The organism is Streptomyces sp. NPDC039462 (assembly GCF_055639375.1).
On sequence record NZ_JBVKAO010000001.1, the window covers coordinates 727,467 to 752,329 of the forward strand.

A 24,863-nucleotide genomic window follows, 5' to 3' on the forward strand; every position below is an offset into this window, starting at 1 on the left:
GCACGGCAGGTCACTCCGCCTTGGCGGCAGGTCCGCTCACCCACTCCAGGACCGCCATGGCCCCGGCGAGTTTCATGGCCGCCTGGGTCCAGGCGAGGGACCGGGGACCGTCGAGGACTTCACCGGCCACCTCGTCGCCGCGGTGGGCGGGCAGATCGTGCATGAACAGGGCCTGCGGCCAGCGGGCCAGCAGGGCGGCGTCCACATGGAAGGGCCGGAACGCCTCACGCCAGTCGGGGTCGGGCTTCGCGGTGCCCGTCGTCTGCCAACGGGTGGTGTACACGACGTCCACGTGATCGGGCAGCAGCGCCGGATCGTGCACCTCCTCAAGGGTGGCGCCCGTGGCCGCGGCTCTGCGCGACGCCCTCGCCAGCTCCTCTTCCGGCAGCCCGTATCCGGGCGGGGTGCTGAAGGTGACCCGGGCCCCCGGCACACTCGCCAGGGCATGCGCCAGGGCCACCGCCGTGTTGTTGCCCTCGCCCACGTACAGCACGCTCACTCCGGCCGGATCGCCCACCGCCAGGTGCAGGGTGGCGAGATCGGTCACGCCCTGACTGGGGTGCTCCTCGGCCGCCATCGCGTTGACCACCGGAAGGCCGCCGTGGCGGGACAGCTCTCGCAGTTCCTCCAGGGGCCCGGCGGTGCGGGCGACCAGCAGGTCGAGCATGCTGCCCAGGACGCGCCCCGTGTCGGCGACCGACTCACCGGTGTTCAACTGCAGATCCCGGGGGCCGTACGTGACAGGAACGGCGCCCAGCCGGACGGCGCCGACGGTGAAGGCCGTACGGGTACGGGTCGAGGTCCTGGTGAACAGCACGCCCGTGACGGTGTCCGCCAACGGCCGGTCGTGTGCGTGCTGGTCCCGGAAGAGCTCCACCGATCGCGCCGCGAGTTTGCCGATCACATCGGGCTCCACCTCGGCGAGGGAGAACAGTCCGTGTTCCGGAACAAGGCCGGGCCGTGCCAAGTGGTGGTCCATGCGTCCCTTTCAGTAGAGGGCCAGGGTTCTGCCCAGGCCCAGACGGGCGGCGGCATCCTGTACTGCGCCCAGCAGCCCGACGTCGAGGACGGCCATGCCGAAGGGGTTGCTGACGACGTGGGACACGGTGGGCCGGACGGGGGGCCGCTCACCGGTGAGAACCTGACCGAGGGTGCCGCTCAGGGGCCGGGCCGGGGAACCGGGGCCCGCGGACCGGCCATCCGTGATGCGGCCCTCCTGCATCAAGCGGCCCAGGACCCTGCGGGGGTTCTCGGCGACCAGAGCGACATCGTCCACGAACACGCCCTGGGCCTCCAGGAAGGCGTCGGGCAGCAGGTCGGCCAGCGACACGTGGGCGACGAAGGTGCCGGGCGCGAGCCACGCGGCCGGCAGGTATCCGCGGTCGGCGGTGGTCGTCGTCACCACCACCGGCGCGGCGGCCACCGCTTCTCGCGCGCCCGGTTCCACGCGGACGGTGAGCTGCGGATGCTGTTCGCGTATCCAGTCGGCCAGTTCCCCGGCCCGCCGTGCGTCGGTGTCGTAGAGGTGTACGCGTACCGCTTCGGGAAACGCCGTGGCGAGCAGCCCGACATGGACGCGGGCGAGCGTGCCGCAGCCGAGGAACGTCGTCGCGTCCCACCGCTCGGGACCGAGGTGCCGCAGGCTCACCATCGTGTACGCGGCCGTGCGGGTCGCGCTCAGCCAGCCCGCTTCGGCCAGCACGCGCGGTCGGGCGGTCTCCGGGTCGAAGAGCATCGCCAGGCCCGCGGCCCGCTCCCGTCCGTGGGACGGGTTGCTCGTCGCGGCATTGATCAGCTTCATCCCCCGCAGTGGCGGGCCGCCGTCGACCTCCACCGCGCCGAGCATGGCCAGCGAACGGCAGTAGGCACCCTCGCCGTTGGTCCAGGGCAGATAGCCCTCGGCGGGCAGTTCCACCCGGCCCTCTGCGTGCCGGCACAGCACCTGCGTGATCTCCGCGCACACGTCCACGTGCGCGAGGCAGGCGAGCACCGCTTCCCTGTCGAGAAAGAGGAGTTGCTCCGACATCGTCACCCTTCGGTTCGTGCGGTCCTCGGCACCGGGTGGTTCACGGCAGCAGACCGGCGGCCTCGAACGCCTCGGCGCCGCCCGGCACGTCCATGGCCCCGACTTCCTGGAAGAGCCGCACGGCATGCCGGGACGCCCTGCGGATGCCCCGGTCGACCGAAGCCGGCGGATAGGAATCGCGCACGACGTCCTCGACAGCCGATGGCGCGAGGCCCGCGGCGGCCAACGAAGCGCGGACCGGCCGCAGATCGGGAAGCAGGCTGCACCGGATCAGACCGGGCAGGCACCGCGCGATACGGCCCCGGGACCCGGTCGATTCCCGCGTCCACAGCTCGCGGAAGAACTGGGCGAAGAACGCGTGGTGCCAGCCCTCGTCCTTGGCGTGGTCCCTGACGATGTCCCGGACGACGGTCAGCACATCGGGATCCTTGGGTATCTCGTTGAGCACCGCGGTGATCAGCGTCTCGAAGACCACGACCTGCAGCAGTTGGGCCAGGGCCGGCTCGTAGGGCAGGGCCTCGGTACCGATCGCGTCGAGCCGTTGCAGGAACGGACCGAAGTCGTACTCCAGCGGTGTCACCCCCGAGGCGAGGGAGACCTGCTGGATGACGTCCAGGCTGTACAGCGAGTGGTACCCCTCGTCGCAGTAGATGCGGTACGCGTCGAGCCGAACGGCGACATCCGTGGCGACCCCGCACCGGTTGCCGGCGATGCGTTCCGTGGCACGGTTCACCACGCGCGTCTCGAACTGGGCCGTGAAGTCCAGGTATTGGAAGAGGTGACGGGCGAGGAGCTCCCTGCGCTTCGCCTCGCCGAGTCCGGCCACGCGCGGATGGTCCAGGTAGGGCACCAGGGCCGGAGGGAAGAAGGCGCGCCCGGTGGCCACCTCGTCCGCCAGGCGGCGCCGGGGGCCGGTGCGGACTCCGGCACGCTGGTACCAGTCACGTTCCTGCGTGCTCACCGGAGCGTCACCTCTCCTTGGACGGGGTCCTCCACAAGGCCCCTGACAACGACTCCGTCGGCTACGTCGACGGGGGCCAGGGCCTGCCTGGAGCGCCACAGCGGTGAGTAGACGGTGTCGAGGTAGCGGTCCCCGCCGTCCGGGCACAGGCAGGCGATGTCGGTGCGTCCCGGGTCCTCACGGAAAAGCCGCAGAGCCGCCGCGACGAGCGCACCGGAACTGGAGCCCACGGTGATGCCGGTCGTCTCCTCCAGCCACAGGCACGCGCTGACCGCTTCCGGTGGGCCGATGTGCACGGCGGGCCGGTATCCGTGCGGCAGGAAGGACGATCTGCGGCTCGCCCCGATCCCCGAGAGCAGCCGTTCGCCGGGTATGTCGCCCAGGGCGAGCGAACCGACGACGTCCACCCCGACCAGCTCCCAGTCCGGCTCATGGGCGAGGACGTAGTCGCGGAAGCCCGCCAGCGTGCCACCGGTGGACACCGCCACCAGGACGCTCATCGGTCTGGCCGGCAACTGCGCGCACAGCTCGGGCGCCGTCCACTGGGCATGCACGGCCGGGTTGGCCGGATTGGTGTACTGGTTCGGCCACACGAGTCCCGGCTCGCAGCGCACCCGCTCCGCGACATGGGCGAGGCGGCTGAGCAGGAATCCGCCGGCTCCGTCGGGCCGCTCGACCACGACGACTCTCGCGCCCATGGCGCTCATGGTGTTCTGCACCGAAGGGCTGACCCGGGGATCCACGACGGCGGTGAAAGGCACCTGTAAAGCGGCGGCAAGGGCGGCGAGCGCCAGACCGAGATTCCCCGACGTCGACTCGATCAACCCGACCCGGTGATCAATGCGGTCCTTGACATCCTGCCAGAGTGCGAAAGCGGTACGCCCTTTGATGGAACCGTACGGATTGTGTGCCTCAAGTTTCAACCAGAGCGTTCTGGGTACGCCGCTGAATACGAGGCGAAACGGGACCACCGGACTGGGAGACCAAGAACTGCTCACGGGGCCAGAGCTGTCACGGAATCGATTCGGAAAATTCTCCAAGACGCCTCCGTTGGCATTGTCCGCCGGGGCCGGAGTTTCACGGAAGCGCGGTGACGCCCCCACTCAACAAGTTATGTGGCCGTTCCCGGCGGCACAAGGAAGGGAATGCGCCACATCTCGATGCTGCGGACATCCATTGTCGGCATATGCCAATGGGCCGCGTTGTGGCATCTGTTATTTCTGAGTCTTTTTACGCCCTGCCCGCCCGGGCCGCTTTCTCGCAGCACCCACACGTGATGCGTCGGCCGAGCCGCCACGGCAGCGACCTCCACCAGGACGCGCCCCGGTGCCGGGGACGGCATCCCCCGCAGCAGCACCCACCGCAGCGACTGGTCCGACGGGCCGCCACGCAGTGGCGCGGCACGTACGGCAGGGTCCGGGGCCGCTCGTGCACGGCCGACCGGCATCGGCGCACTGCCGGTCCCCGCCGGGACCGGGCCGCCGCGGCGCCCGCGCGCCCGGCCGGCCGCGACGTCACCGGCGCCGGACCGGGCAGCCCGCGCGTGCGGTGCAGCCAGGTGATGGCCGCTGCCGAGACCAGGCCGAGGCCCAGGCAGCACAGCCAGGGCAGAGCGGGCAGACCGCTGCGCCTGCCGAGGTCCAGGGTCCAGCCCACGAGCGCGTTGCCGCCCGCGGCGGCGAGCCCGGAGAAGACGTAGAAGATGCCGAAGTGAGTACCGGTCAACCGGACCGGGCCGAACAGGGGGACCAGTTCCATCGCCAGGGGATGCACGATCATGATGCCGAAGTAGATCAACAGCGCTCCGGCGATCACCGGGCAGGCGTTTCTGACCGCCGTGGCCCAGCCGTCGGGAGCGCCGGATCCGCACACCAGCAGAGGCGGCACGAAACCCGCGGCCGTCAGGGCGATGCCGCGGGCGATCCACGCCGGGCCGCCACCGCGCCGCGCCAGCGTCCGGGTGACGCGCAGCTGCCAGACCAAGTTTGCCAGCGCCCCGATGACCAGCACCGCGCCGGCGGCCTCCGGGCGTCCGGTCGCCTGGCGCGCTCCCTCGGGCAGCAGCAGATACACCTGGTTCTCCAGGGTGCTCATGCCTGCCATGGCCACGGCGAACGCGACGAAGGTCCGGTTGCTCAGGACCTCCCGCCAGTCCTTCACGACCGGGGTGGCGCAGCGGGGGGCCTCGCGGGCGGGCAGGGCGTACATCTGAGCCAGGCACAGGACGCCGAACACGCCGGCGGCGACGAGGGCGCAGATGCGGAAGTCGACCAGGAGCAGCACTCCGCCCAGGGCCAGGCCCAGCAGTGAGCCGCCGGTCGCGAAGACGTTGAGCAGTGCGAAGGCCTCCGCCCTGCGGTGCCCCGCCTCCTGGGCCAGGTAGGTCCGCACCGCCGGATAGAACAGGGCTCCGGCCAGTCCGCTCAGCGCCGAGGCGGCGAGCAGGAGCGGCAGTGTGGAACCGACGGCGAACAGCGCGAACCCCACGGTCCGCAGCATGCAGCCGAAGATGATCACACGGCGGGGGCCGAGCCTGTCGGCCGCGGAGCCGCCGAGCACGAACAGTCCTTGCTGACTCAGGTTCCGCACACCGAGGACCAGTCCTACCAGGGCGGCCGAAAGACCCAGATCGTGGCCGAGGTAGGTCACCAGAAAAGGGATGAGGAGGTAGAAACCGACGTCCACCCCGAATTGATTGACGAGCAGCAGCCGCACCGCGAGCGGAAAGCTGCGGTATGCGCGAAGAGTTTTCATGCCAGTTCCCGTGAGTGGCCCGAAAATGAATGCAACTCCGGACCGAGTGGGTGTGGGCGATCCGGCATGAGCAGCGGGAGATCACATTCGCTTCGATGCCATACCACTGACCACCACCGTCGATGGGGGGAAGCGGTCGTTCATATCTTCTGGGGCGTCATCAACGGTCCCTGAGCTGAACTCTGCACGATTTCACCGATTCCAACGATCCTCTCGGCTGTACCAGGGCCCACCTGTTTACCCTCCAGGTGGTCGAAATTCGGTCGGCGGGAGCGCAGCGGCCGGTGGCCGGAAAGCGCCCGGCCGCGCTCTACCGATGTCTTCGAATGCTCTCTACGGTGAGTCGACGATCCGTAAGTGTCACTCGAAGCGCACCGCGGAATTGTGTTCCCACCCTTGCTCAGGAGGCGGGTATGTCGGGCAGTACACGTACGGGCGCCGGGTCCGCGCACATCGCGAACCGGGTCATCCGCACCCTCGCCGGCACCGGCGAGGCCGCCTCAGGAGGCGACGGCGGGCCGGCCGCCCGGGCGGCACTGAACCAGCCGCGGGCGTTGGCGGCCGACGCGTCGGGCGCCCTGTACGTCGCCGAGTGGAAGGGGCACCGGGTGCGGCGGATCGCGCCGGACGGCACCATCACCACGGTGGCGGGGACCGGTGAGCCCGGTTTCGGCGGCGACGGGGGCCCGGCCGTTCACGCCGCGCTCAACGAACCGGGCGGCCTGGTCTGCGACGCCGCGGGGCATCTGTACGTCGCCGACTACTGGAACCACCGGGTGCGGCGGATCGCGCCGGACGGCACCATCACCACGGTGGCGGGGACCGGTGAGCCTGGTTTCGGCGGCGACGGGGGCCCGGCCGCCGAAGCGGTGCTCAACGAACCCAGGGGGCTGGCCCTGGACGGCGCGGGCACGCTCTATGTCGCCGAGTGGAAGGGGCACCGGGTGCGGCGGATCGCGCCGGACGGCACCATCACCACCGTCGCGGGCACCGGTGAACCCGGCTCAGGGCCGGACGGGGTGCCGGCCGTCACCAGCGACCTGCACCACCCCATAGACATCGTGACGGCCGCCGACGGCCGCCTGTACATCGCCGACTGCTGGTCCCACCGGGTGCGGATGGTGTCGGCCGACGGACTGGTCACGACCGTGGCGGGGACCGGGGAGCCCGGGTACGAGGACGGTGCCGTCCTGGCCGCCGCCGGCCCGCTCCACCAGCCCCGAGGGGTCGACATCGACGGTGAGGGCAATCTCTTCGTGGCCGATTCCCTCAACGAGTGCGTCCGCGTCGTCCGGCCGGACGGCAGTATCGCGACGGTGGCCGGCGGGCCTCCCGGTGAGGACCGGGAAGACGGCCCGGCCGCCGGGGTGCTGCTGCGTTATCCGCGGGCGGTGCGGGTGACGCGGGGCGGCGATCTCGTCATCGCCGAGACCGATCGCCATCGGGTCCGCGAAGTCACCGCGTCCCGCTGACACCACGGCCGTCGACCGCGCGGTCGACGAGGGCCGCGGAGATTCGTATGCCTCATGAGACGGCTCCTTCAGCACATCACGACCGCGCACAAGCCTTGCTTCAACCAGTCTGTCCCCCTTTGCTCGGTCAACTCGCGGTTGAATCAGTACGGGTTAACAAGTGGGACAGTACGAAGAGCGTGCCGTCAGCCGTCGCGTTCCGGAGCGACGGCGAGCCCGGTGGGCCGCTGGAACAGGGCGCCGGAATGACGGTGCGGCAGGTCGACGATCCGCAGCAGCTCGAACCCCCGGTCGAGGTAGTACCGGTGCAGCAGCTCGTTGGTCTTCCATGCCTCCAGGCGGAGCCAGGGTTTGTCCCGCTGTGCCGCCAGCCGGCCCGCCCAGTCCAGCAGCCGCGCCCCCACCGACTGCCCGGCGGCCTCTCTGCTCACGACCAGGTCGTGGACGTACAGGGCCGCATCGGGGTCGTCGTCCGCCCACCACTCGAGATCGGCCTGCCGCTCCACGGTCACCGTCCCCACCAACCGGCCCTCGCGGAAGGCGAGATGACAGTCACCCGCGCGGACCGCCCCTTCCATGCGCCAACGCCGGGGCGGGTACTGCCACTGGTCGATCCCCCTGGAGGCGAGCCAGCGGCTCGCCTCCAGCCAGAGCCCTTCCACCCGGTCCAGTTCGTCGACGCGCGCAGGGCGGATCCGCAGCTCGCTCATGCCGCGCCGCCGGGGCCCGGACGGTGCAGGGCCACGGCCGCGTAGCAGGCGATCCCGGCCGCGAGGGCGTCCTCGTCGATGTCCGCCCGGCAGGAGTGCAGGGCGGGAGCGCGCTCGGGCTCCTGCCCCGGCGGGCATGCGCCCAGGAAGGCGAGGGCACCCGGCACCGCGTCCAGGACGTAGGAGAAGTCCTCGGCGGTCATCGCCGGAGCGGGCAGCACGCCGACACGCCCGGAGCCGAGCACCTCCGCCGCCGTGCGCAGCACGAACTCGGTGAACGCCGGATCGTTACGGGTCACCGGATACCCCGTCTCGATCGACACCTCCGCCGACGCCCCGTGGGCCGCGGCCACGCCCGCGGCGACCCGGGAGACCGTCTCGTGCACGTGCAGGCGCGTTTCCCGCGACAGGGTCCGCACGGTCCCGGCGAGCTCGACCGTCTCCGGGATGATCCCGGGCGCCGAGCCCGCGGCGAGGGAGCCGACCGTGACGACGGCCGGGTCGGCGACGTCGACCGTCCTGGTCACCGCCGTCTGCAGGGCAAGGACGAGCTCGCAGGCCACCGGCACGGGATCGCACGCCGTGTGCGGCGACGACGCATGCCCCCCACGGCCGCGGACGAGGATGCGCAGCTTGTCGGAGGCGGCCATCTGCGGGCCGGGGCGCAGCCAGAGGCTGCCGCTCGGCAGTCCCGGCATGACGTGCAGGGCGAACGCGGCGCCCACCTCGCCGCCGTGCCCGGTGAGCAGCCCCTCGTCGAGCATGTGGCGGGCCCCGTGGTGGCCCTCCTCGCCGGGCTGGAACATGAACACCACGCGCCCTGCGAGTTCGTCGCGGCGCGCGGCGAGCAACCGGGCCGCGCCGACCAGCATGGCCATGTGGGCGTCGTGCCCACAGGCGTGCATGGCGCCGGGGACCCGCGAGGCGAATTCGAGGCCGGTGTCCTCGGACACGGGCAGGGCGTCCATGTCCGCGCGCAGCAGGACCACCGGGCCGGCCCGCCCGCCGTCGAGCGTCGCGGTCACCGAGGACAGCCGCCGACCGGTGCGGAGGTCGAGACCCAGGCCGTCCAGCGCTTCCAGGACGCGCCGCTGGGTCTCCGGCAGGTGCAGACCGGTCTCCGGCCAGGCGTGCAGGGAACGTCGCAGCGCCACGGCGTCGGGCAGGAACCGCCGGGCCTCGGCCAGGATCACGTCACCGCTCCGCGCCGCTCGAAGGCGTCATGATGGGCCCTCCTCCCCGGGGGCCACCGCCCGCCGAAGCTTCCGAGGCCGACACGACAACAGTGCCGCCACGACAACAGTAGGAAAGCGACCGGGAGACGGGCAGACGGCCTCCGCGCCGAAGCACGCGTTTCGGTCAGGGTCACGGCAGAGTCCGTTGTCCTGTTCATGCTCCTGTCTGCCGTACAAGCCGATGGCATGCTCGTATGGCTCACCCGCACACCCCACCCAGCGAGCCGCGGAAGGAGCGGGGAACCGCCATGACCGTGCCGGGCGCAGACACCGGGAAGGCACCACGGGCGGAGGCTCCACAGGCCCCTTGGCAGTGGGGGGAGGAGGAATGGCGCCGGCACGTCGAGCGGGTGCGCGCCGGACGCAGCCTCAAACCGGCCCGCTGGCCGGGGGGTGCCAGAGCCGCCGTGGCGTTCTCCTTCGACCCCGACCACGAGACGATTCCGCTGCGGGACGGCGAGGTGATGCCAGGAAAGCTGTCGCAGGGCGAGTACGGGGCCCGGGTGGGCGTGCCGCGTATCCTCCGGCTGCTCGAACGGCACGCCCTGCCCGCGACGTTCTTCATGCCGGCCGTGTGCGCGCTCCTTCGCCCGCAGGAGGCGCGGGGGTATGCGGAGCGCGGGCACGAGGTCGCCATCCACGGCTGGATCCACGAGCGCAACATGGAGCTCGGCCGGCAGGACGAGCGGGAGCTCGCCCTGCGGTGCGCGGAGACCCTCGAACGGATCACCGGTCAGCGGCCGGTGGGCATCCGCACGCCCTCCTGGGACTTCAGTGAGCACACGCTCGACATCACCCTCGAACTCGGCCTGTCGTACGACTCCTCCCTGATGGCCGACGACGACCCGTACGAGATCCTCTCCTACGGGAAACCGACGGGGCTGGTGGAGATACCCCCCGAGTGGATCCGGGACGACGCCGTCTACCTGAACATGGACCGCTACAGCGCCGTGCGCCCGTACACGATGCCGCGGCACGTACTGGAGCTGTGGCGGGACGAATTCGACGGCGCCTACGCGGAGGGCGGACTGTTCGAGATCACCCTGCATCCGCACGTCATCGGCCACCGGTCACGGGCCGTCGCCCTGGAGCAGCTCCTGGAACACGTCTGCGGGCGCGACGACGTCTGGTACGCGACGCACGCCCAGATCGCCGACCACGTCCGGCAGGAGGCGGGGCTCGGCGACGGGCGTCCCGTCACCTGACAGGGTCCCGCGCGCACCGGGCCAGTGTCTCCAGGACCGTCGTCGTCGACGGGGGCTCGGGCGCCGACCACGAGGCCCGGCACGCGGCCCACAGGGCGTCCTCGGGGTCCCCCCGTCCCGTCAGCACCAGTTCGCGGTCGCGCACCCTGCCCAGCCAGCCACCGCACCGATGGCCTCCGGCGTGTTCCTCGACGCGGCGCGCGGGTGCGAGGAGGCCGCGCAGGTCCGCCGCCAGATGTGTGGGGCGGCGGTGCTCCGGGGCGGTCAGGAGGTCGTGGGGCGTGGTGGCGCCGGTGAGGACCACCAGGCTGTCGAAGCCCGCTCCGCGCGCACCCTCCACGTCGGTGTCGAGCCGGTCCCCGACCATGAGGGGGCGCCGGGCACCGGTCCGGGCCGCGCCCTCCCGCAGCAAGGCGGCGGACGGTTTACCGGCCACCGTCGGGACGGCGCCGGTGGCGGCGCGCACCACGTCTGCGAGAGCACCGTTGCCCGGTGCCGTTCCCCGGTGGGTGGGCGCGTTCAGGTCGGAGTTGGTGACGATCCAGGGCACCCCACGTCCCACGGCGTAGGCCGCTTCGGCCAGTTCGCGCCAGCTGACCGTGGGCGCGAAGCCCTGGACGACACAGTCGGGGTCGTCATCGGCCGACCGGACGGGCTCCAGACCGTATGCCCGTAACGCTGCCAGCAGACCCTCGCCCCCGATGGCCAGCACCCGGGCAACCGGTGGGCGCAGCTCCGCGGCCAGCCGGGCGGCGGCCTGGGCCGACGTCACGACATCGTCCGCCACCGTCGGCAGGCCGAGCCGTCGGAGGTGTTCGCAGACCTCCATGGGAGTTCGATAGCTGTTGTTGGTCACGTAGGCCAGGCGCATGCCCAGCGCCCCGGCGCGGGCGAGTGAAGGCGCTGCGTGTTCCACCGCGTACGGCCCCACGTAGACGACGCCGTCGAGATCGAGGAGCGCGGCGTCGTACACCTGCGCCAGCGGAACGGGAAGTGAGTCGTCGTCCATGCCAGGCCATCATGACGAGAGCGGACATGGCGCACAATGCCCCGCGGCACGCGGGCCGGGCCGGGAAGGAGATGTCCGCGATTACTATGATCACCCAGTGAGCAGAGACGCCCGGGAGCCGTGGGAGATGCTGAGAGAAGTCACCGCGACCCGTTACATCGAGCCCCTGCGGGCCGGCGGCTCCGTGCCCGGCGTCGTCGAGGCCGACGACCTGGGCACGTACGTCGTGAAGTTCACCGGATCCGCCCAGGGCCGCAAGGCGCTCGTCGCCGAGATCGTCGTCGGTGAACTCGCCCGCCACCTCGGGCTGCGCTTTCCCGAACTGGTCCTCGTGCACTTCGACCCGGCGGTCGCCGCCGACGAGCCGCACCAGGAGGTCCAGGACCTGCTGCACGCCAGCGCGGGCCTCAATCTCGGCATGGACCTGCTGCCCGGCGCCGCGGACTTCACCCCGGAGGCGATCGACGTCGACCCGCTGGAGGCCGGCAAGGTCGTCTGGCTCGACGCACTCACCGCGAACGTCGACCGCACGGTGCACAGTTCGAACCTGATGGTCTGGCCCACCTTCGGCGTCCACGAGCCGAAGCTGTGGCTCATCGACCACGGTGCCGCCCTGGTCTTCCACCACCGCTGGGGCGCGACGCCGCCCGACAAGGCGTACGACTTCCGCCACCACGCCCTCGGCGGGTACGGGCCCGACACGGCCGCCGCCGATGCCGAACTGGCCCCGCTCGTCACGGAAGCCGTGCTCCGCGAGATCGTCGGCCTCGTCCCCGACGCGTGGCTCGCCGACGAGCCCGGGTTCACGTCCCCGGACGAGGTGCGGGAGGCGTACGTGGCCTTCCTGCTGGCCCGCGCCCGGGCCTCCGCGGCGTGGCTGCCGACGGACTTTCCCGGCCGGGACGAGCTGGCCGCCGCGGACGCGAGGCGTGCGGCCGCCACCGAGAAGGGCCGCCCCGCCTGGCTGAAGCGGGTCCCCGACCTGCACGGGAAGCCCGCGGCGGAGCAGGACTGGTCGACGCACCTCGGCTGAGAGGCGCACGAGAAGGCCCCCCGGCGCTGTGCGGTGCCGGGGGGCCTTCTCGTGTTGCCCGTGTTGCTCGTGTTGCTCGCGTTGCTCGTGTTGACGGAACGTCAGCGGAGCTGCTCGTACGCCGGGAGGGTCAGGAAGTCCGCGTAGTCCGCGTCCAGGGAGACCTGGAGGAGGAGGTCGTGGGCCTGCTGCCACTTGCCGGCCGCGAAGGCCTCGTCGCCGATCTCGGCGCGGATCGCGGCGAGTTCACGCGCCGCCACCTCGCGGGCGAGGTCTGCCGTGGCGGTCTGGCCCGTCTCGAAGACGACGCCCGCGTTGATCCACTGCCAGATCTGCGAGCGCGAGATCTCCGCGGTGGCCGCGTCCTCCATGAGGTTGAAGATGGCGACGGCGCCGAGACCGCGCAGCCACGCCTCGATGTAGCGGATGCCGACCTGGACGGCGTTGACCAGGCCGTCGTACGTGGGCTTCGCGTCGAGGGAGTCGATGGCGATCAGGTCCTCGGGCGCGACCTTCACGTCCTCACGCAGGCGGTCCTTCTGGTTCGGCTTGTCGCCGAGCACCGCGTCGAAGGACTTCATGGCGATCGGGACCAGGTCCGGGTGCGCCACCCACGAGCCGTCGAAGCCGTCGCCGGCCTCGCGGTCCTTGTCGTTCTTGACCTTCTCGAACGCGACCTTGTTGACCTCCGCGTCCTTGCGGGACGGGATGAACGCCGCCATGCCGCCGATGGCGTGCGCGCCGCGCTTGTGGCAGGTGCGGACGAGGAGTTCGGTGTACGCCCGCATGAACGGGGCGGTCATCGTCACCAGGTTGCGGTCCGGCAGGACGAACTTCGAGCCGCCGTCACGGAAGTTCTTGACGATGGAGAAGAGGTAGTCCCAGCGGCCCGCGTTGAGACCGGACGCGTGGTCGCGCAGCTCGTAGAGGATCTCCTCCATCTCGTACGCGGCCGTGATCGTCTCGATGAGGACCGTGGCGCGGACCGTGCCCTGCGGGATGCCGACGTAGTCCTGCGCGAAGACGAAGATGTCGTTCCAGAGGCGGGCCTCCAGGTACGACTCCGTCTTCGGGAGGTAGAAGTACGGGCCCTTGCCGAGCTCGATGAGGCGCTTGGCGTTGTGGAAGAAGTACAGCCCGAAGTCGACGAGCGCGCCGGGGACCGGCTTGCCGTCGACCTGGAGGTGGCGCTCGTCCAGGTGCCAGCCGCGCGGGCGCATCACGACGGTCGCGAGCTCGTCGGCGCCCTTCAACGCGTACGACTTGCCGGTGCGCTCGTCCGTGAAGTCGATGCGGCGCTCGTAGGCGTCGGTGAGGTTGAGCTGGCCGAGGATCACGTTCTCCCAGGTGGGAGCGGAGGCATCCTCGAAGTCGGCGAGCCAGACCTTCGCGCCCGAGTTGAGGGCGTTGATGGTCATCTTGCGGTCGGTCGGGCCGGTGATCTCCACGCGGCGGTCGTTCAGCGCGGCGGGGGCCGGGGCGACCTGCCAGGAGTCGTCCTCGCGGACCGCGGCGGTCTCCGGGAGGAAGTCCAGGGTGGAGGTGCGGGCGATTTCGGCACGGCGCTCGGCCCGCCGGGCGAGGAGCTCGTCACGCCGGGGCGTGAACAGCCGGTGCAGCTCGGCCACAAAGGCGAGGGCCGCGTCGGTGAGCACCTCTTCCTGCCGGGGCAGGGGCTCTGCGTCGACGATGGCCAGCGGCGACGGCGCTAGTGCGGACATGAGCTGTCACTTCCTTCAGAGAGCTGCACGGACGGTGCCGGGCGGGCCGCCGGGCAGACGCGGTGGCACTGGGTGCCACTGGAGCCGAGGTACGGCTGCGGGGCCCCGTCCGAGATAACGGGCCTTCTGGTCAGTGGATACTAGTTTCCTCATAGTGGAAGTTCAATGGTTTGTTGATGTCGAGATTCTTCTCGTCGACAGAACGTGTCGCTGAGTGCCACGTCGGTCACTCCAAGTGGATCAGGTCTTCGGCCGTATCGATGTCGTACGCCTCCGCGACGTCTCCGCACTCGATCAGCGTGAGCGCGTCGGAGTGCGCCCGCAGGTAGTCGCGTGCCCCACGGTCGCCGACCGCACTCGCGCGGATGCCCGCCCAGTGCGCGCTCCCGAACAGGACGGGATGGCTCCGCCGGCCCTCGTACGCGGCCGCCGCGAGCGTCGTCGGCGACCGGTACGCCGAGCGCACCCGGGCCGTCGCCGCCACGCCGATCCCCGGCTGGTCGACGAGCGAGACCAGCGCGGCGGACGCGCCGGTGCCGGCGAGCGAGGCGAGCCCGGCCCGCAGGGACGAGCCCATGCCCTCCTCCCACTCCGGGTTGTCCACCAGTACGCAGCCGGGGAGCGAGGCCCGCTCGCGCACGGTGTCGGCGGAGGCGCCGAGCACCACGTGCACCCGCTCGCATCCGGCGTCGCGCAGCACCCGCACCGCGTGCTCCACCAGCGGCGCGCCCCGGTGCTCCAGGAGGGCCTTCGGCCGCCCGCCGAGCCGCCGCCCGCCACCGGCGGCGAGCAGCACCCCGACGACCTCTCCCGCCCCGCCGCCCCGCACGTTAATCGGTTCTCTCGGCTCTCTCGGTTCTGTCGTCATGGCTCCTGCATACACGTCCCGGCGGCGGGCGCGAAGTGGCGCATCCCGTACCGGGAACGGTTTACTGACCCGCGGCCCCCGGTGCCTGACCAGCGCCTCAGGGGCCCGCGAAAGAGGAACGGAACAGCCGCACGGAGACGTGCGAGGGGGAGAGCCGTGTTGCGGAGCGTGGAGCAGAGCCAGGTGACCGGGAGCGACGAGGACCCACGGGTGGCGGAGTTGCGCGCCGCCGTCGCCCGGCTGCGCCGTGAACTCGCCGCCCACCCGGCCGAGTTCACGGACCGCGGCATCGCCGAGGACGAACTTGCGGCGCTGGCGGAGATGGCGTACGGCACCCCGGAGGTCCCCCGGATGCGCCGTTCCCTCCTCCTCGTGGCCGGCGCAATCGGCTCCGTCAGCGCACTGGCCGCGGGGCTGGCGTCGGTGCGGGGCGCAGTGGAGATGTTCGGCGAACCGAAGGGGCGCGGGGGCTGCTGAGGCCGCGGGGGCCGCGGGCCCCGCAGGATCGATCCTGCGGGGCCCGGCCGGGGTCGGGCGGCGCGCCGGGGGTGGGTGGCGGCGAGGGTGGGTGACGCGGGGGTCGTGCGGGCTGGGGTCGTGCGGCTCCGAGGGCGCGTGACGCCGGGGTCGTACGGCGCGGGGGTCAGGCGATGCCGGGGCCCGCGGGGCCGGGGGAGCGACGCTGGACTCACGCGACGCCGGAGTCCGCGATGCCGGGGTCCGCGGCGCCGGGCTCACGCGGCGCCGGGCTCACGCGGCGCCGGGCTCACGCCGCGCCGGGCTCACACCGCGCCGGGCCCACGCCACGCCGGGCCCGCGCTGCGCCGGGCCCACACCGCGCCAGGCCGGGCTCACGCGACCCAGTGGCGGCGGGTGGTGTCGGCCGGGGTGGGGGTGAGGTCGCCGGTCAGGGTCTTGGACAGGCGGAGTACGGCCTCGTCGGCCTGGGGTGGGGGGAGCGTGTAGGGGATGCGCAGCCGGTGCTCGTGTGTGCCCGGGTCGGCCCCGAAGCGGGAACCGCCCTCGATCCGCACGCCCTGTGCGAGCGCCGCGCGGGCCAGGGCGGACGCGACCGGCCGCCCCAGGTCCACCCAGAGCGACAGCCCGCCCGGCGGGACCCGCCAGCGCCACTCCGGCAGGTGCCGGGCGAGTGACGCGGCGAGCGCGTCGCGCTGCGCCCGCAGCCGCGGCAACCGCTCGCGCAGCACGTCGTCCATGCCGCGCAGCAGATGGAGCGCCACCAGCTGCTCGATGACGGGCGTCGCCATGTCGCTCGGCACGCGCTTCGTCGCCAGCTCGGTGATCAGCCCCGACCCGGCCCGCACCCACCCGATCCGCAGCCCGCCCCAGTGGGACTTGCTCAACGACCCGAAGGTCACGATCTGTTCGCCCACACCGTGCGCCGCGAGCGAGGCGAAGGGAGCGGGCGGCGGCCCGTCCAGCGCGATGTCGGTGATGGTCTCGTCGATCAGCAGCCAGGTGCCCGTGGCGCGGGCCGTCTCCAGGATGCGCAACCGCTGCTCGTGCGGCATCAGGCAACCCGTCGGATTCTGGAAGTCCGGTACGAGGTACGCGAGGCGGGGCGCCGCCTGCCGCAGCGACGACTCGACGAGGCCGCAGTCCCAGCCGTCCTCCGTGACCGGCACCGGAACCGCCCGCAGGCCCGCGCCGCGGATCGCGTCCAGGGCGTTCGGATACGACGGGTTCTCGACCAGGACCCGGTCGCCCTGCCTGCCCAGCAGGGACAGGGTCAGCGACAGCGCGTGCTGCGCGCCGGTGGTGATCAGGACCTGGTCGGGCAGTGTGGGCAGCCCGCGCCGCGTGAAGCGCTCGGCGACGGCGGACCTCAACTCCGGTATGCCGTACGGGTGGTAGCCCGGCGTCGGCGCGTGCTCGGCCAGCATCCCGCCCGCCGCGGCGAGCGCCGCGCGGAGCTCCGCCTCCGGGGCGCCGGGCGCGGCTATCGCGAGGTCGAGGACGTCGTCGCCCGCCGGGAACGCCGCCACGTTGGACGGCCGCTGCCCCTGCGGCAGCTCGGTCCAGGTGCCCGCGCCGCGGCGGCTGCGGGCGTAGCCGCCCTCGCGCAGCACGTCGTACGCCGCCGTGACGGTGGCCCGGCTGACGGCCAGCGCCGAGGCCAGCTCGCGTTCGGCGGGCAGCCGGGTGTGCAGCGGGATGCGGCCGTCGAGCAGGAGGGTGCGCACGCCGTGGGCGAGCGCGCGGTAGCCGGGGCGTTCGCCCACGGTGCCGGTCAGCAGGCCGGCCAGCCGACGGCTGCCCAGCCTCCTGTCCACGGTGTGGACCACTCGTGCCTCTGCCATGCCAACTCCCACTGATTGGCCCTGCTGCCCAGGCCAATCAGCGTACAGACTCCCGTTCGTGGCACGTCAGTCGGTCGTTTTGGCCCGGAAAGGGGATACCGATGTCAGTGGACGGAGCGGCGGTGGCCGGGCGGGCGACCGCCGGGGCGGGGCGCGTCGTGGTGGGGGTCAGCGGTTCCTTGGCGAGCCTCGCGGCGCTGCGGGCCGGCGCGGCGGAGGCGCGGCGTACGGGACGGGTGCTGGTCGCGGTACTGGCCTGGGAACCGCCGGAGGGCGAGGCGCTCTATCTGCGCCACCCGGACCGGGAGTGGGCGCGGCACTGGTGGACCGAGGCGAAGGCCCGCCTCGACCGTGCCTTCGACGAGGCCTTCGGCGGCACGCCGCCCGGCGTGGTCGTCGAACGCCGGGTGATCAGGGACCGCCCCGGCCGCGCCCTGTGCGAGGCGGCCACGCACCCCGACGACCTCCTGGTCCTGGGCGCGCGCCCCCACAGACACATCACGCCCCGAACCCACCGTCACGTCCGCGCCCACGCCTCCTGCGCGGTCCTCACGGTCCGGCCCCCCACCCTCCCCAAAGCCCTCCGCCGCACCCTCCGCAACCTGACCCCGGACGACGCAAGGCTGACAGGCAAGACCCCTACCTGGCAGTGACGCCGAGGGCCAAACACCAGGCCGCCTCTACCCGACAATGACGTCGCGGGGCAAACGGGTGGGTGGGCGGGCGGGAAAACAATCCGCCGCGAAGCGGCGGGCCTGTGACCCGCCCAAGGCTCAGGAGCCAGCCCCCGCCGAGACCAACGCCTCCGACAACTCCAAAGCCACCTGCTGCAACACCGGCACGATCTTCTCCGTGGCAGCCTCGGTCACCCGCCCCGCGGGCCCGGAGATGGAGATCGCCGCCGCGGTGGGCGAGTTGGGCACCGGCACGGCAAGGCACCGCACGCCGATCTCCTGTTCGTTGTCGTCCACCGCGTACCCCGTGCGGCGTACGACCTCGAGCGCGTCGAGGAAGCCCTCCGGCGTGGTGATCGTCTTCTCCGTGGCGGCCGGCATCCCGGTGCGGGCGAGCAGTGCCCGGACCTCCTCCGGCGACGCGTGCGCGAGCAGCGCCTTGCCGACGCCCGTGGAGTGCGGCAGGACCCGCCGGCCGACCTCGGTGAACATCCGCATGGAGTGCTTGGACGGCACCTGCGCGACGTACACGATCTCGTCGCCGTCGAGCAGCGCCATGTTCGCCGTCTCGCCGGTCTCCTCGACGAGGCGGGCGAGATAGGGCCGCGCCCACGTGCCGAGCAGCCGTGACGCGGATTCGCCGAGGCGGATCAGGCGCGGGCCGAGGGAGTAGCGGCGGTTGGCCTGCTGGCGTACGTACCCGCAGGCGACCAGCGTGCGCATGAGACGGTGGATCGTGGGCAGCGGCAGACCGCTGCTGGCGGAGAGCTCGCTGAGACCGACCTCGCCCCCCGCGTCCGCCATCCGCTCGAGCAGATCGAAGGCGCGCTCGAGGGACTGGACGCCACCGCTCGCGGCGGGGGTCTTGGAGGCGGCGATTTCAGCAGGGGCGTCGCTGGCGCTTGACGTCGGCACGGCGCGTTCCTTTCGGTGCTGGCGGGCAAGGAAGCAGCCTACCGGTCGGTTCTTCACGAGGACTGTCGCTCGGCATGCCGTCGCCGCCGGTCAGGGCACGTTTGTCCGTGTCTCCGCAGGGTTGTCCCGCGCCCCTGCGGCGCTCGCGTTGTGCGTAGCTACGTTCTGGTACGCGGAATCATAATTCCACTCTGTGGAAACGTCCAGTACGGCGAGGGTCACCCGCGCCCGCCGAAGTCCACCCTTGACGTCACCGGCGCAAGCGTGAAAACTCCTTCAACAGAACGTTGAATTCCGTTAAGCGGAAGCAAAAGGTCTGTGTAGCGGAACAGAAGAGAGGGGACGCGGGTGTCCGAAAGGGACGTGGACGTGGACGCGACGGCGGGCCGGGGCGTGGAGCTTGTGCTCCGCTCGACCCGTGTCGTCACCCCGGAAGGGACGCGGGCCGCCTCGGTCGCCGTCTCCGGCGGGAAGATCGTGGCTGTCACCGCGTACGACGCCGATGTGCCGGACGGCGCGCGCCTGGAGGACTTCGGCGACGACGCCCTGCTGCCCGGCCTGGTCGACACGCACGTCCACGTGAACGACCCGGGCCGCACGGAGTGGGAGGGCTTCTGGACCGCCACCCGCGCCGCGGCCGCCGGCGGCATCACCACCCTGATCGACATGCCCCTCAACTCCCTGCCGCCGACGACGACGGTGGACAACCTGCGCACCAAGCAGGACGTCGCCCGCAGCAAGGCCCACATCGACGTCGGGTTCTGGGGCGGCGCCCTCCCCGACAACGTCCAGGACCTCAAGCCCCTGCACGACGCCGGTGTCTACGGCTTCAAGTGCTTCCTGTCGCCCTCGGGCGTCGACGAGTTCCCCGAGCTGAACCAGGACCAGCTGGCCACCTCGATGGCCGAGATCGCCGGCTTCGGCGGGCTGCTCATCGTGCACGCCGAGGACCCGCACGAGCTGGACGCCGCCCCGCACAAGAGCGGCCCCAAGTACGAGGATTACCTCCAGACCCGGCCCCGTATCTCCGAGGACACCGCCATCGAGGGCCTCATCGCCGTCGCCAAGCGGATCGGCGCGCGCGTGCACGTGCTGCACCTGTCCTCCTCCGACGCGCTTCCGCTCATCGCCGCCGCCCGGCGCGAGGGCGTCGAGCTGACCGTCGAGACCTGCCCGCACTACCTCACCCTGACCGCCGAGGAAGTCCCGGACGGCGCCAGCGAGTTCAAGTGCTGCCCGCCCATCCGCGAGGCCGGCAACCAGGACCTGCTGTGGCAGGCGCTGGCCGACGGCACCATCGACTGCGTCGTCACGGACCACTCCCCGTCCACCGCCGACCTGAAGACCGACGACTTCGCGACCGCGTGGGGCGGCATCTCCGGACTCCAGCTGAGCCTGCCCGCGGTTTGGACCGAGGCCCGCAGGCGCGGGCACACCCTCGACGACGTGGTGCGCTGGATGTCGGAGCGCACCGCACAGCTGGTCGGACTCGACCAGAAGGGCGCCATCGCGGCCGGCCGGGACGCCGACTTCGCGGTCCTCGCGCCCGACGAGACCTTCACCGTGGATCCCGCGGAGCTGCAGCACCGGAACCGGGTCACGGCGTACGCGGGCAAGACCCTCAGCGGCGTCGTGAAGTCCACCTGGCTGCGCGGCGAACGCATCCTGTACGGCGGCGAGTTCAGCGAACCCGCAGGCCGACTTCTGGAAAGGAACAACTGAAACAGTGACGGCGATACCCTCCTTCACCGGCGACGCGAGCCCCTACGGCGGCGGCGAGCCCTACGCCGACTACCGCACGGCCGACTTCCCCTTCACCCAGTACGCCAACCTCGCCGACCGGCAGCTCGGCGCCGGTGTGATCGCCGCCAACGACGAGTTCTTCGCGATGCGCGAGAACCTCCTCCTCGCGCACCCCGCCGTCTTCGACCCGGAGCACTTCGGGCACAAGGGCAAGGTCATGGACGGCTGGGAGACCCGCCGCCGGCGTGGCGTGTCCGCCGAGCACCCGTGGCCCACCGAGGACGACCACGACTGGGCGCTCGTCCGCCTCGGCGCGCCGGGTGTCGTACGCGGCATCGTCATCGACACCGCGCACTTCCGCGGCAACTACCCGCAGGCGGTCTCCGTCGAGGGCACCAGCGTCGAGGGCTCGCCGACGCCCGAGGAGCTCTGCGGGGACGACGTGAAGTGGACGACGCTCGTCCCCCGCACGCCCATCGGAGGCCACGCGGCGAACGGCTTCGCCGTCGACGTCGAGCAGCGCTTCACGCACCTGCGCGTCAACCAGCACCCGGACGGCGGCATCGCCCGCCTCCGCGTCTACGGCGAGGTCGTCGCCGACCCCAAGTGGCTCGCCGCGCTCGGCACGTTCGACGTCGTCGCCCTGGAGAACGGCGGCCAGGTCGAGGACGCCTCCGACCGCTTCTACTCCCCGGCCACCAACACCATCCAGCCGGGCCGCTCCCGCAAGATGGACGACGGCTGGGAGACCCGCCGCCGCCGCGACACCGGCAACGACTGGATCCGCTACCGGCTCGTCCAGCAGTCCGAGATCCGCGCCGTGGAGATCGACACCGCCTACCTCAAGGGCAACTCGGCGGGCTGGGCGTCCCTCTCGGTACGTGACGGCGAGACGGGGGAGTGGACCGAGGCGCTGCCCCGCACCCGCCTGCAGCCCGACACCAACCACCGCTTCGTCCTGCCCGCCCCCGTCGTCGGCACGCACGTCCGCGTCGACATCTTCCCGGACGGCGGCATCTCCCGCCTGCGCCTGTTCGGTTCCCTGACCGAATCCGGCACGGCCGCGCTGACCGCCCGCCACCAGGAACTGGGCGGCTGACCCGCCCCCACAAAACGTGGGGCGCACCGGGTGGACAGCCCCGGTGCGCCCCGCACCCATGTGACGCACCGCGTGGCCCGCGTGGAAAGAGCCCGCCCAGCGTGATGGAATCCCGCGGATGAAGTACGTGAAAGTCGACTGGGACCCGGAGCTCCACGGCTTCCGGACCGACGCGCGTGCCTACCTGGCCGCCCTTCCCGACTTCCGGGACGCGCTCCCCGAGGGAGCCCGGGCCTTCGCGTCCGAGGCCGGACATTACGACTACACGAGCGAGCGGTGCGTCAAGGACCTGGAACTCGCCGACATCGCCCTGCCCACGACGACCATGGGCAGGGCCGGCACCGCGTCGGTCACCTATCGCCCCAACCGGTGGAAGCACACCGCCGGACTGCGGATCCAGTACACCGGCGTCACGCACTTCTCGATCGACTACGAAGCGTCGATCGACTGGATGGAGGCCATCACCGTCCTGCTGGACGAAGCCCTGCCCCACGAGGAAGGCGTCGTGCACCGCACCGAACTGACGGACGCCCTGATCACGGTCCGTTGCGCCGACCTGACGGCGACCTGGGTGCCGGTTCCGTAGGTCCGTGGTCGCGGGCCGGGCCCGGAGCTAGGCCGCGTGGCCCCCGTCCACCGACAGCTCCGTGCCGGTGATGTACGCCGCGGCGTCGCCGGCGAGGTAGGTGACCAGGGATGCCACCTCGTCGGCGGAGCCGAAGCGGCCGAGGGCCGTCAGGGCGCTCTGGCCGGCGGCGAAGGGGCCGTCGGCCGGGTTCATGTCGGTGTCGGTCGGCCCCGGCTGCACCAGGTTCGCCGTGATGCGGCGCCCGCCCAGCTCCCGTGCCAGGCCCTTGTTGAGGCCGATCAGCGCCGCCTTGCTCGTCGAGTAGAGGGTGCCGCCGGGGCCGGGGACCCGCTGGGCCATGCAGCTGCCGATGGTGATGATCCGGCCGCCGTCGCGGAGCCGGGCGGCCGCTGCCTGCGAGGCCAGGAAGACCCCTCGTACGTTGACGGCCATGACCCGGTCGATGTCCGCGAGCGTCAGGTCGCCGATGGGGCCGAGGACGCCGATCCCCGCGTTGTTCACCAGGATGTCCAGGCCGCCCAGGTCGTCGGCCGCGCGGTCCACCACGCCCGCCGCGTCCCCGGCGTCCGCCGCGTCGGCCCTGAGGGCGATGCCGCGACGCCCCATCGACTCGATCTTCGTGACGACCTCCCTGGCGGCGTCCTCGCCCCGTACATAGGTGATCGCCACGTCGGCGCCCGCCTCGGCCAGGCCCAGCGCGATCGCCGCGCCCATGCCGCGGCTGCCGCCGGTGACCAGAGCCGTCCTGCCGGTGAGAGAAGACATGTCCGTACCTCTTCCGCGTACTTCGTCACTTCGTCACCTCCGTCAGTGCTGACTGCCAGAAGTGCTTGCGGGTTCAATGAAAGCCGCCGGGGCGGGTGAGGACTGGCGGTCATCGGACACGCATCTCCACGTCCCCGGGCGGCGATGACTTCCCGGCGGCCGCGGAGTCTGAGTGGGTGAGAGACGGCCCCCCCGTCGGGGCCCTCGCAGCCGAGGACCGAGAAGAAGGAAGGCGCTCGCCATGAAGCTCACACTCACCCAGTTCGTCACCCTCGACGGCGTCATGCAGGCCCCGGGCGGCCCGGACGAGGACCGCAGCGGCGGATTCGAGCACGGCGGCTGGTCGGTGCCTTACGGAGACGAGGACTTCGGTGCCTTCGTCAACGAGGTCTTCGACCGGGCCGACGCCTTCCTGCTCGGCAGGGGCACGTACGAGATCTTCGCCGGGTACTGGCCCAGGATGACGGACCCCGACGACCCGGTGGCCTCGCGGCTCAACTCCCTGCCCAAGTACGTCGCGAGCACCACCCTGACCGGCGCGGACTGGCAGGGCACGCGGATCATCGGCCGCGACGACCTGGTCAAGGACGTCACCGCGCTCAAGGAGCAGCCTGGCCGCGAACTGCAGATGCACGGCAGCGGCGGCCTCGCCGGTTTCCTGATGGCGCACGACCTGATCGACACCCTGCACCTCCTGACGTTCCCGGTCGCCCTCGGCACCGGCAAACGCCTCTTCACGGAGGGCACTCTCCCCACCGCCTTCCGGCACACGCGGTCGCGCACGACGTCCAAGGGTGTCGTCATCAGCACGTACGAGCGTGAGGGGCGTCCTGAGTACGGCAGTTACTAGGGGCCGGTGCCCGTGGCGGCGGGGTGGCCGGGCGGCGACCGGTGGTTAACTCCCGGAAAACTTCACAGACTTGACGTTGACACGCCAACCTCTACGCGCGTCACACTGGACCCATGCGAATCCCCCCACGAAGCCGATTCCTCGGCGCCACCGCCCTTGCCGCCGCCCTCCTCCTCGGCGGCCCCGCCGCGGCCACCGCGAGCGCCGCACCGACCGCGCCGGTCACACTGGCCGCACCGGTCGCTGCGACCGCCCACTCCGTCGCCGCGGTCGGCGACATCTGCTACTCCGCGCTGCCCTCCCAGGCGCACGACACCCTCGACCTGATCGAGGCCGGCGGCCCCTACCCCTTCCCGCAGGACGGCACCGTCTTCCAGAACCGCGAGGGTGAGCTGCCGCAGCAGAGCTCCGGCTACTACCACGAGTACACGGTCATCACCCCGGGCTCCGACGACCGCGGCGCCCGCCGCATCGTCACCGGCGAAAAGAGCCAGGAGGACTACTACACCGCCGACCACTACGCCTCGTTCGACCTGGTCGACTACGGCTGCTGACTCAGCCCACCGGCACACTCCGTAAGCTCCGCACGGCGGCGAACAGCGCGCAGGCCAGCACGATCAGCGCCACGCTCGCGTACGTCTCGTAGCCGTCGAGGAAGCCGACGCGCTGCACCAGGCCCCACCCGGGCAGCGCACCGGTGAGCCGGTGGACCAGGCCGACCGCGCCCTGGAGCAGCAGGACCACACCGAGAAACTCCAGCAGCCGCTTCACGTCCTTCTTCATGAGGAAGATCCTCGTCCCGTGCCTTCACCGCGGACATCCGCCGCGGGGCGAGGATCTTCCCCGTGCGCGGGTCCGAAAGTCGACGGCCCGCGCGACTTTGGTGGACGATCATGCGCGAGGCGCGTCCGCG

Annotated in this window: 23 protein-coding genes and 1 pseudogene; 10 read left to right on the plus strand and 14 right to left on the minus strand. The window is 71.7% G+C overall.

Features of this window, described 5'->3' with window-relative positions; genetic code table 11:
- Positions 1 to 10 precede the first annotated feature (10 nt).
- The 5 genes and pseudogenes from ACZ7LU_RS02970 to ACZ7LU_RS02990 form a co-directional block, all read right to left on the minus strand.
- Positions 11 to 979: an ornithine carbamoyltransferase gene (locus ACZ7LU_RS02970; protein WP_471915488.1), complete on the minus strand. Its 969-nt coding sequence runs from the start codon at positions 977 to 979 to the stop codon at positions 11 to 13.
- 9 nt (positions 980 to 988) lie between these two features.
- Entirely contained in the window at positions 989 to 2,026 is a 1,038-nt protein-coding gene (locus ACZ7LU_RS02975; RefSeq protein WP_468085534.1) for an ornithine cyclodeaminase family protein, read from the minus strand.
- A 40-nt stretch (positions 2,027 to 2,066) separates the two neighbouring features.
- Positions 2,067 to 2,987, minus strand: a complete 921-nt coding sequence (locus ACZ7LU_RS02980; RefSeq protein ID WP_468085536.1) for a diiron oxygenase — start codon at positions 2,985 to 2,987, stop codon at positions 2,067 to 2,069.
- Positions 2,984 to 4,090, minus strand: coding sequence for a pyridoxal-phosphate dependent enzyme (locus tag ACZ7LU_RS02985; RefSeq protein WP_471915489.1), 1,107 nt, complete (start codon positions 4,088 to 4,090; stop codon positions 2,984 to 2,986). Before ACZ7LU_RS02985 ends, ACZ7LU_RS02980 begins: the two co-directional genes overlap by 4 nt.
- 397 nt (positions 4,091 to 4,487) lie before the next feature.
- A pseudogene (locus ACZ7LU_RS02990) lies at positions 4,488 to 5,741 on the minus strand (MFS transporter); the annotation flags it as partial.
- A gap of 413 nt (positions 5,742 to 6,154) precedes the next feature.
- Here ACZ7LU_RS02990 and ACZ7LU_RS02995 point away from each other — a divergent pair.
- A complete protein-coding gene (locus tag ACZ7LU_RS02995) occupies positions 6,155 to 7,213 on the plus strand; it encodes an NHL domain-containing protein (protein WP_468085542.1) in 1,059 nt (352 codons plus the stop codon).
- A 185-nt stretch (positions 7,214 to 7,398) separates the two neighbouring features.
- Here ACZ7LU_RS02995 and ACZ7LU_RS03000 read toward each other — a convergent pair whose 3' ends face one another.
- Positions 7,399 to 7,923: a GNAT family N-acetyltransferase gene (locus ACZ7LU_RS03000; protein ID WP_468085544.1), complete on the minus strand. Its 525-nt coding sequence runs from the start codon at positions 7,921 to 7,923 to the stop codon at positions 7,399 to 7,401.
- Positions 7,920 to 9,116, minus strand: coding sequence for a M20 metallopeptidase family protein (locus ACZ7LU_RS03005; protein WP_471915490.1), 1,197 nt, complete (start codon positions 9,114 to 9,116; stop codon positions 7,920 to 7,922). The genes ACZ7LU_RS03000 and ACZ7LU_RS03005 overlap by 4 nt, the downstream gene beginning before the upstream one ends.
- A 290-nt stretch (positions 9,117 to 9,406) precedes the next feature.
- Between ACZ7LU_RS03005 and ACZ7LU_RS03010 the strand changes: the two genes are divergently transcribed.
- Entirely contained in the window at positions 9,407 to 10,363 is a 957-nt protein-coding gene (locus ACZ7LU_RS03010) for a polysaccharide deacetylase family protein (protein ID WP_468312336.1), read from the plus strand.
- Here the strand turns inward: ACZ7LU_RS03010 and ACZ7LU_RS03015 are convergent.
- A complete protein-coding gene (locus tag ACZ7LU_RS03015) occupies positions 10,356 to 11,372 on the minus strand; it encodes an HAD-IIA family hydrolase (protein WP_471915491.1) in 1,017 nt (338 codons plus the stop codon). The genes ACZ7LU_RS03010 and ACZ7LU_RS03015 overlap by 8 nt on opposite strands.
- A 127-nt stretch (positions 11,373 to 11,499) precedes the next feature.
- Here ACZ7LU_RS03015 and ACZ7LU_RS03020 point away from each other — a divergent pair, with 127 nt between their 5' ends.
- On the plus strand, positions 11,500 to 12,405 hold the full coding sequence (locus ACZ7LU_RS03020; RefSeq protein WP_470982553.1) for a HipA family kinase: 906 nt from the start codon (positions 11,500 to 11,502) through the stop codon (positions 12,403 to 12,405).
- Positions 12,406 to 12,506: 101 nt separating this feature from the next.
- Here the strand turns inward: ACZ7LU_RS03020 and aceB are convergent, their stop codons facing one another.
- Together aceB and ACZ7LU_RS03030 are read right to left on the minus strand one after the other, a co-directional pair.
- Entirely contained in the window at positions 12,507 to 14,126 is a 1,620-nt protein-coding gene (aceB, locus tag ACZ7LU_RS03025; protein WP_468085552.1) for a malate synthase A, read from the minus strand.
- A gap of 226 nt (positions 14,127 to 14,352) precedes the next feature.
- Entirely contained in the window at positions 14,353 to 14,994 is a 642-nt protein-coding gene (locus ACZ7LU_RS03030; RefSeq protein WP_471915492.1) for a nucleotidyltransferase family protein, read from the minus strand.
- Between the two features lie 183 nt (positions 14,995 to 15,177).
- On the opposite strand from ACZ7LU_RS03030, the gene ACZ7LU_RS03035 reads away from it, so the two are divergent.
- The gene (locus tag ACZ7LU_RS03035; protein ID WP_398309691.1) at positions 15,178 to 15,471 is read left to right on the plus strand and encodes a DUF5955 family protein; all 294 of its coding nucleotides are present in this window, start codon (positions 15,178 to 15,180) and stop codon (positions 15,469 to 15,471) included.
- Positions 15,472 to 15,845: 374 nt separating this feature from the next.
- On the opposite strand, the gene yczR is transcribed toward ACZ7LU_RS03035, so the two are convergent.
- On the minus strand, positions 15,846 to 17,315 hold the full coding sequence (yczR, locus tag ACZ7LU_RS03040; protein WP_470982375.1) for a MocR-like transcription factor YczR: 1,470 nt from the start codon (positions 17,313 to 17,315) through the stop codon (positions 15,846 to 15,848).
- A 101-nt stretch (positions 17,316 to 17,416) separates the two neighbouring features.
- Here yczR and ACZ7LU_RS03045 point away from each other — a divergent pair, with 101 nt between their 5' ends.
- Positions 17,417 to 17,968 (plus strand): universal stress protein, encoded by a 552-nt coding sequence (locus ACZ7LU_RS03045; protein ID WP_471915493.1) that lies wholly within the window; start codon positions 17,417 to 17,419, stop codon positions 17,966 to 17,968.
- 120 nt (positions 17,969 to 18,088) lie between these two features.
- On the opposite strand, the gene ACZ7LU_RS03050 is transcribed toward ACZ7LU_RS03045, so the two are convergent.
- Positions 18,089 to 18,904: an IclR family transcriptional regulator gene (locus ACZ7LU_RS03050; RefSeq protein ID WP_398309206.1), complete on the minus strand. Its 816-nt coding sequence runs from the start codon at positions 18,902 to 18,904 to the stop codon at positions 18,089 to 18,091.
- Between the two features lie 348 nt (positions 18,905 to 19,252).
- Between ACZ7LU_RS03050 and allB the strand changes: the two genes are divergently transcribed.
- The 3 genes from allB to ACZ7LU_RS03065 all read left to right on the plus strand — a co-directional run bounded on the left by allB (position 19,253) and on the right by ACZ7LU_RS03065 (position 22,332).
- On the plus strand, positions 19,253 to 20,626 hold the full coding sequence (allB, locus tag ACZ7LU_RS03055) for an allantoinase AllB (RefSeq protein WP_471915494.1): 1,374 nt from the start codon (positions 19,253 to 19,255) through the stop codon (positions 20,624 to 20,626).
- Between the two features lie 4 nt (positions 20,627 to 20,630).
- Positions 20,631 to 21,746, plus strand: a complete 1,116-nt coding sequence (gene alc, locus ACZ7LU_RS03060) for an allantoicase (RefSeq protein WP_468561305.1) — start codon at positions 20,631 to 20,633, stop codon at positions 21,744 to 21,746.
- Positions 21,747 to 21,864: 118 nt separating this feature from the next.
- Positions 21,865 to 22,332, plus strand: a complete 468-nt coding sequence (locus ACZ7LU_RS03065) for a hypothetical protein (RefSeq protein ID WP_471113159.1) — start codon at positions 21,865 to 21,867, stop codon at positions 22,330 to 22,332.
- Between the two features lie 27 nt (positions 22,333 to 22,359).
- Here the strand turns inward: ACZ7LU_RS03065 and ACZ7LU_RS03070 are convergent, their stop codons facing one another.
- On the minus strand, positions 22,360 to 23,100 hold the full coding sequence (locus ACZ7LU_RS03070) for an SDR family NAD(P)-dependent oxidoreductase (protein WP_468085564.1): 741 nt from the start codon (positions 23,098 to 23,100) through the stop codon (positions 22,360 to 22,362).
- Between the two features lie 241 nt (positions 23,101 to 23,341).
- Between ACZ7LU_RS03070 and ACZ7LU_RS03075 the strand changes: the two genes are divergently transcribed.
- Positions 23,342 to 23,950, plus strand: coding sequence for a dihydrofolate reductase family protein (locus tag ACZ7LU_RS03075; RefSeq protein WP_471915495.1), 609 nt, complete (start codon positions 23,342 to 23,344; stop codon positions 23,948 to 23,950).
- Positions 23,951 to 24,063: 113 nt separating this feature from the next.
- Positions 24,064 to 24,504 carry a ribonuclease gene (locus ACZ7LU_RS03080; RefSeq protein ID WP_471915496.1) on the plus strand — a complete coding sequence of 147 codons (441 nt, stop codon included), beginning with the start codon at positions 24,064 to 24,066 and terminating at the stop codon, positions 24,502 to 24,504.
- Between the two features lies 1 nt (position 24,505).
- Here ACZ7LU_RS03080 and ACZ7LU_RS03085 read toward each other — a convergent pair whose 3' ends face one another.
- Positions 24,506 to 24,733 carry a hypothetical protein gene (locus tag ACZ7LU_RS03085; RefSeq protein ID WP_468312368.1) on the minus strand — a complete coding sequence of 76 codons (228 nt, stop codon included), beginning with the start codon at positions 24,731 to 24,733 and terminating at the stop codon, positions 24,506 to 24,508.
- Positions 24,734 to 24,863 lie beyond the last annotated feature (130 nt).

Bases quoted from the DNA above. Each gene is read 5' to 3' on its own strand.
- ACZ7LU_RS02970 (WP_471915488.1), bottom strand. From the start codon at position 979: ATGGACCACCACTTGGCACGGCCCGGCCTTGTTCCGGAACACGGACTG.
- ACZ7LU_RS02975 (WP_468085534.1), bottom strand. From the start codon at position 2,026: ATGTCGGAGCAACTCCTCTTTCTCGACAGGGAAGCGGTGCTCGCCTGC.
- ACZ7LU_RS02995 (WP_468085542.1), top strand. From the start codon at position 6,155: ATGTCGGGCAGTACACGTACGGGCGCCGGGTCCGCGCACATCGCGAAC.
- ACZ7LU_RS03000 (WP_468085544.1), bottom strand. From the start codon at position 7,923: ATGAGCGAGCTGCGGATCCGCCCTGCGCGCGTCGACGAACTGGACCGG.
- ACZ7LU_RS03010 (WP_468312336.1), top strand. From the start codon at position 9,407: ATGACCGTGCCGGGCGCAGACACCGGGAAGGCACCACGGGCGGAGGCT.
- ACZ7LU_RS03015 (WP_471915491.1), bottom strand. From the start codon at position 11,372: ATGGACGACGACTCACTTCCCGTTCCGCTGGCGCAGGTGTACGACGCC.
- ACZ7LU_RS03020 (WP_470982553.1), top strand. From the start codon at position 11,500: ATGCTGAGAGAAGTCACCGCGACCCGTTACATCGAGCCCCTGCGGGCC.
- aceB (WP_468085552.1), bottom strand. From the start codon at position 14,126: ATGTCCGCACTAGCGCCGTCGCCGCTGGCCATCGTCGACGCAGAGCCC.
- ACZ7LU_RS03030 (WP_471915492.1), bottom strand. From the start codon at position 14,994: ATGACGACAGAACCGAGAGAGCCGAGAGAACCGATTAACGTGCGGGGC.
- yczR (WP_470982375.1), bottom strand. From the start codon at position 17,315: ATGGCAGAGGCACGAGTGGTCCACACCGTGGACAGGAGGCTGGGCAGC.
- ACZ7LU_RS03045 (WP_471915493.1), top strand. From the start codon at position 17,417: ATGTCAGTGGACGGAGCGGCGGTGGCCGGGCGGGCGACCGCCGGGGCG.
- ACZ7LU_RS03065 (WP_471113159.1), top strand. From the start codon at position 21,865: ATGAAGTACGTGAAAGTCGACTGGGACCCGGAGCTCCACGGCTTCCGG.
- ACZ7LU_RS03070 (WP_468085564.1), bottom strand. From the start codon at position 23,100: ATGTCTTCTCTCACCGGCAGGACGGCTCTGGTCACCGGCGGCAGCCGC.
- ACZ7LU_RS03075 (WP_471915495.1), top strand. From the start codon at position 23,342: ATGAAGCTCACACTCACCCAGTTCGTCACCCTCGACGGCGTCATGCAG.
- ACZ7LU_RS03080 (WP_471915496.1), top strand. From the start codon at position 24,064: ATGCGAATCCCCCCACGAAGCCGATTCCTCGGCGCCACCGCCCTTGCC.
- ACZ7LU_RS03085 (WP_468312368.1), bottom strand. From the start codon at position 24,733: ATGAAGAAGGACGTGAAGCGGCTGCTGGAGTTTCTCGGTGTGGTCCTG.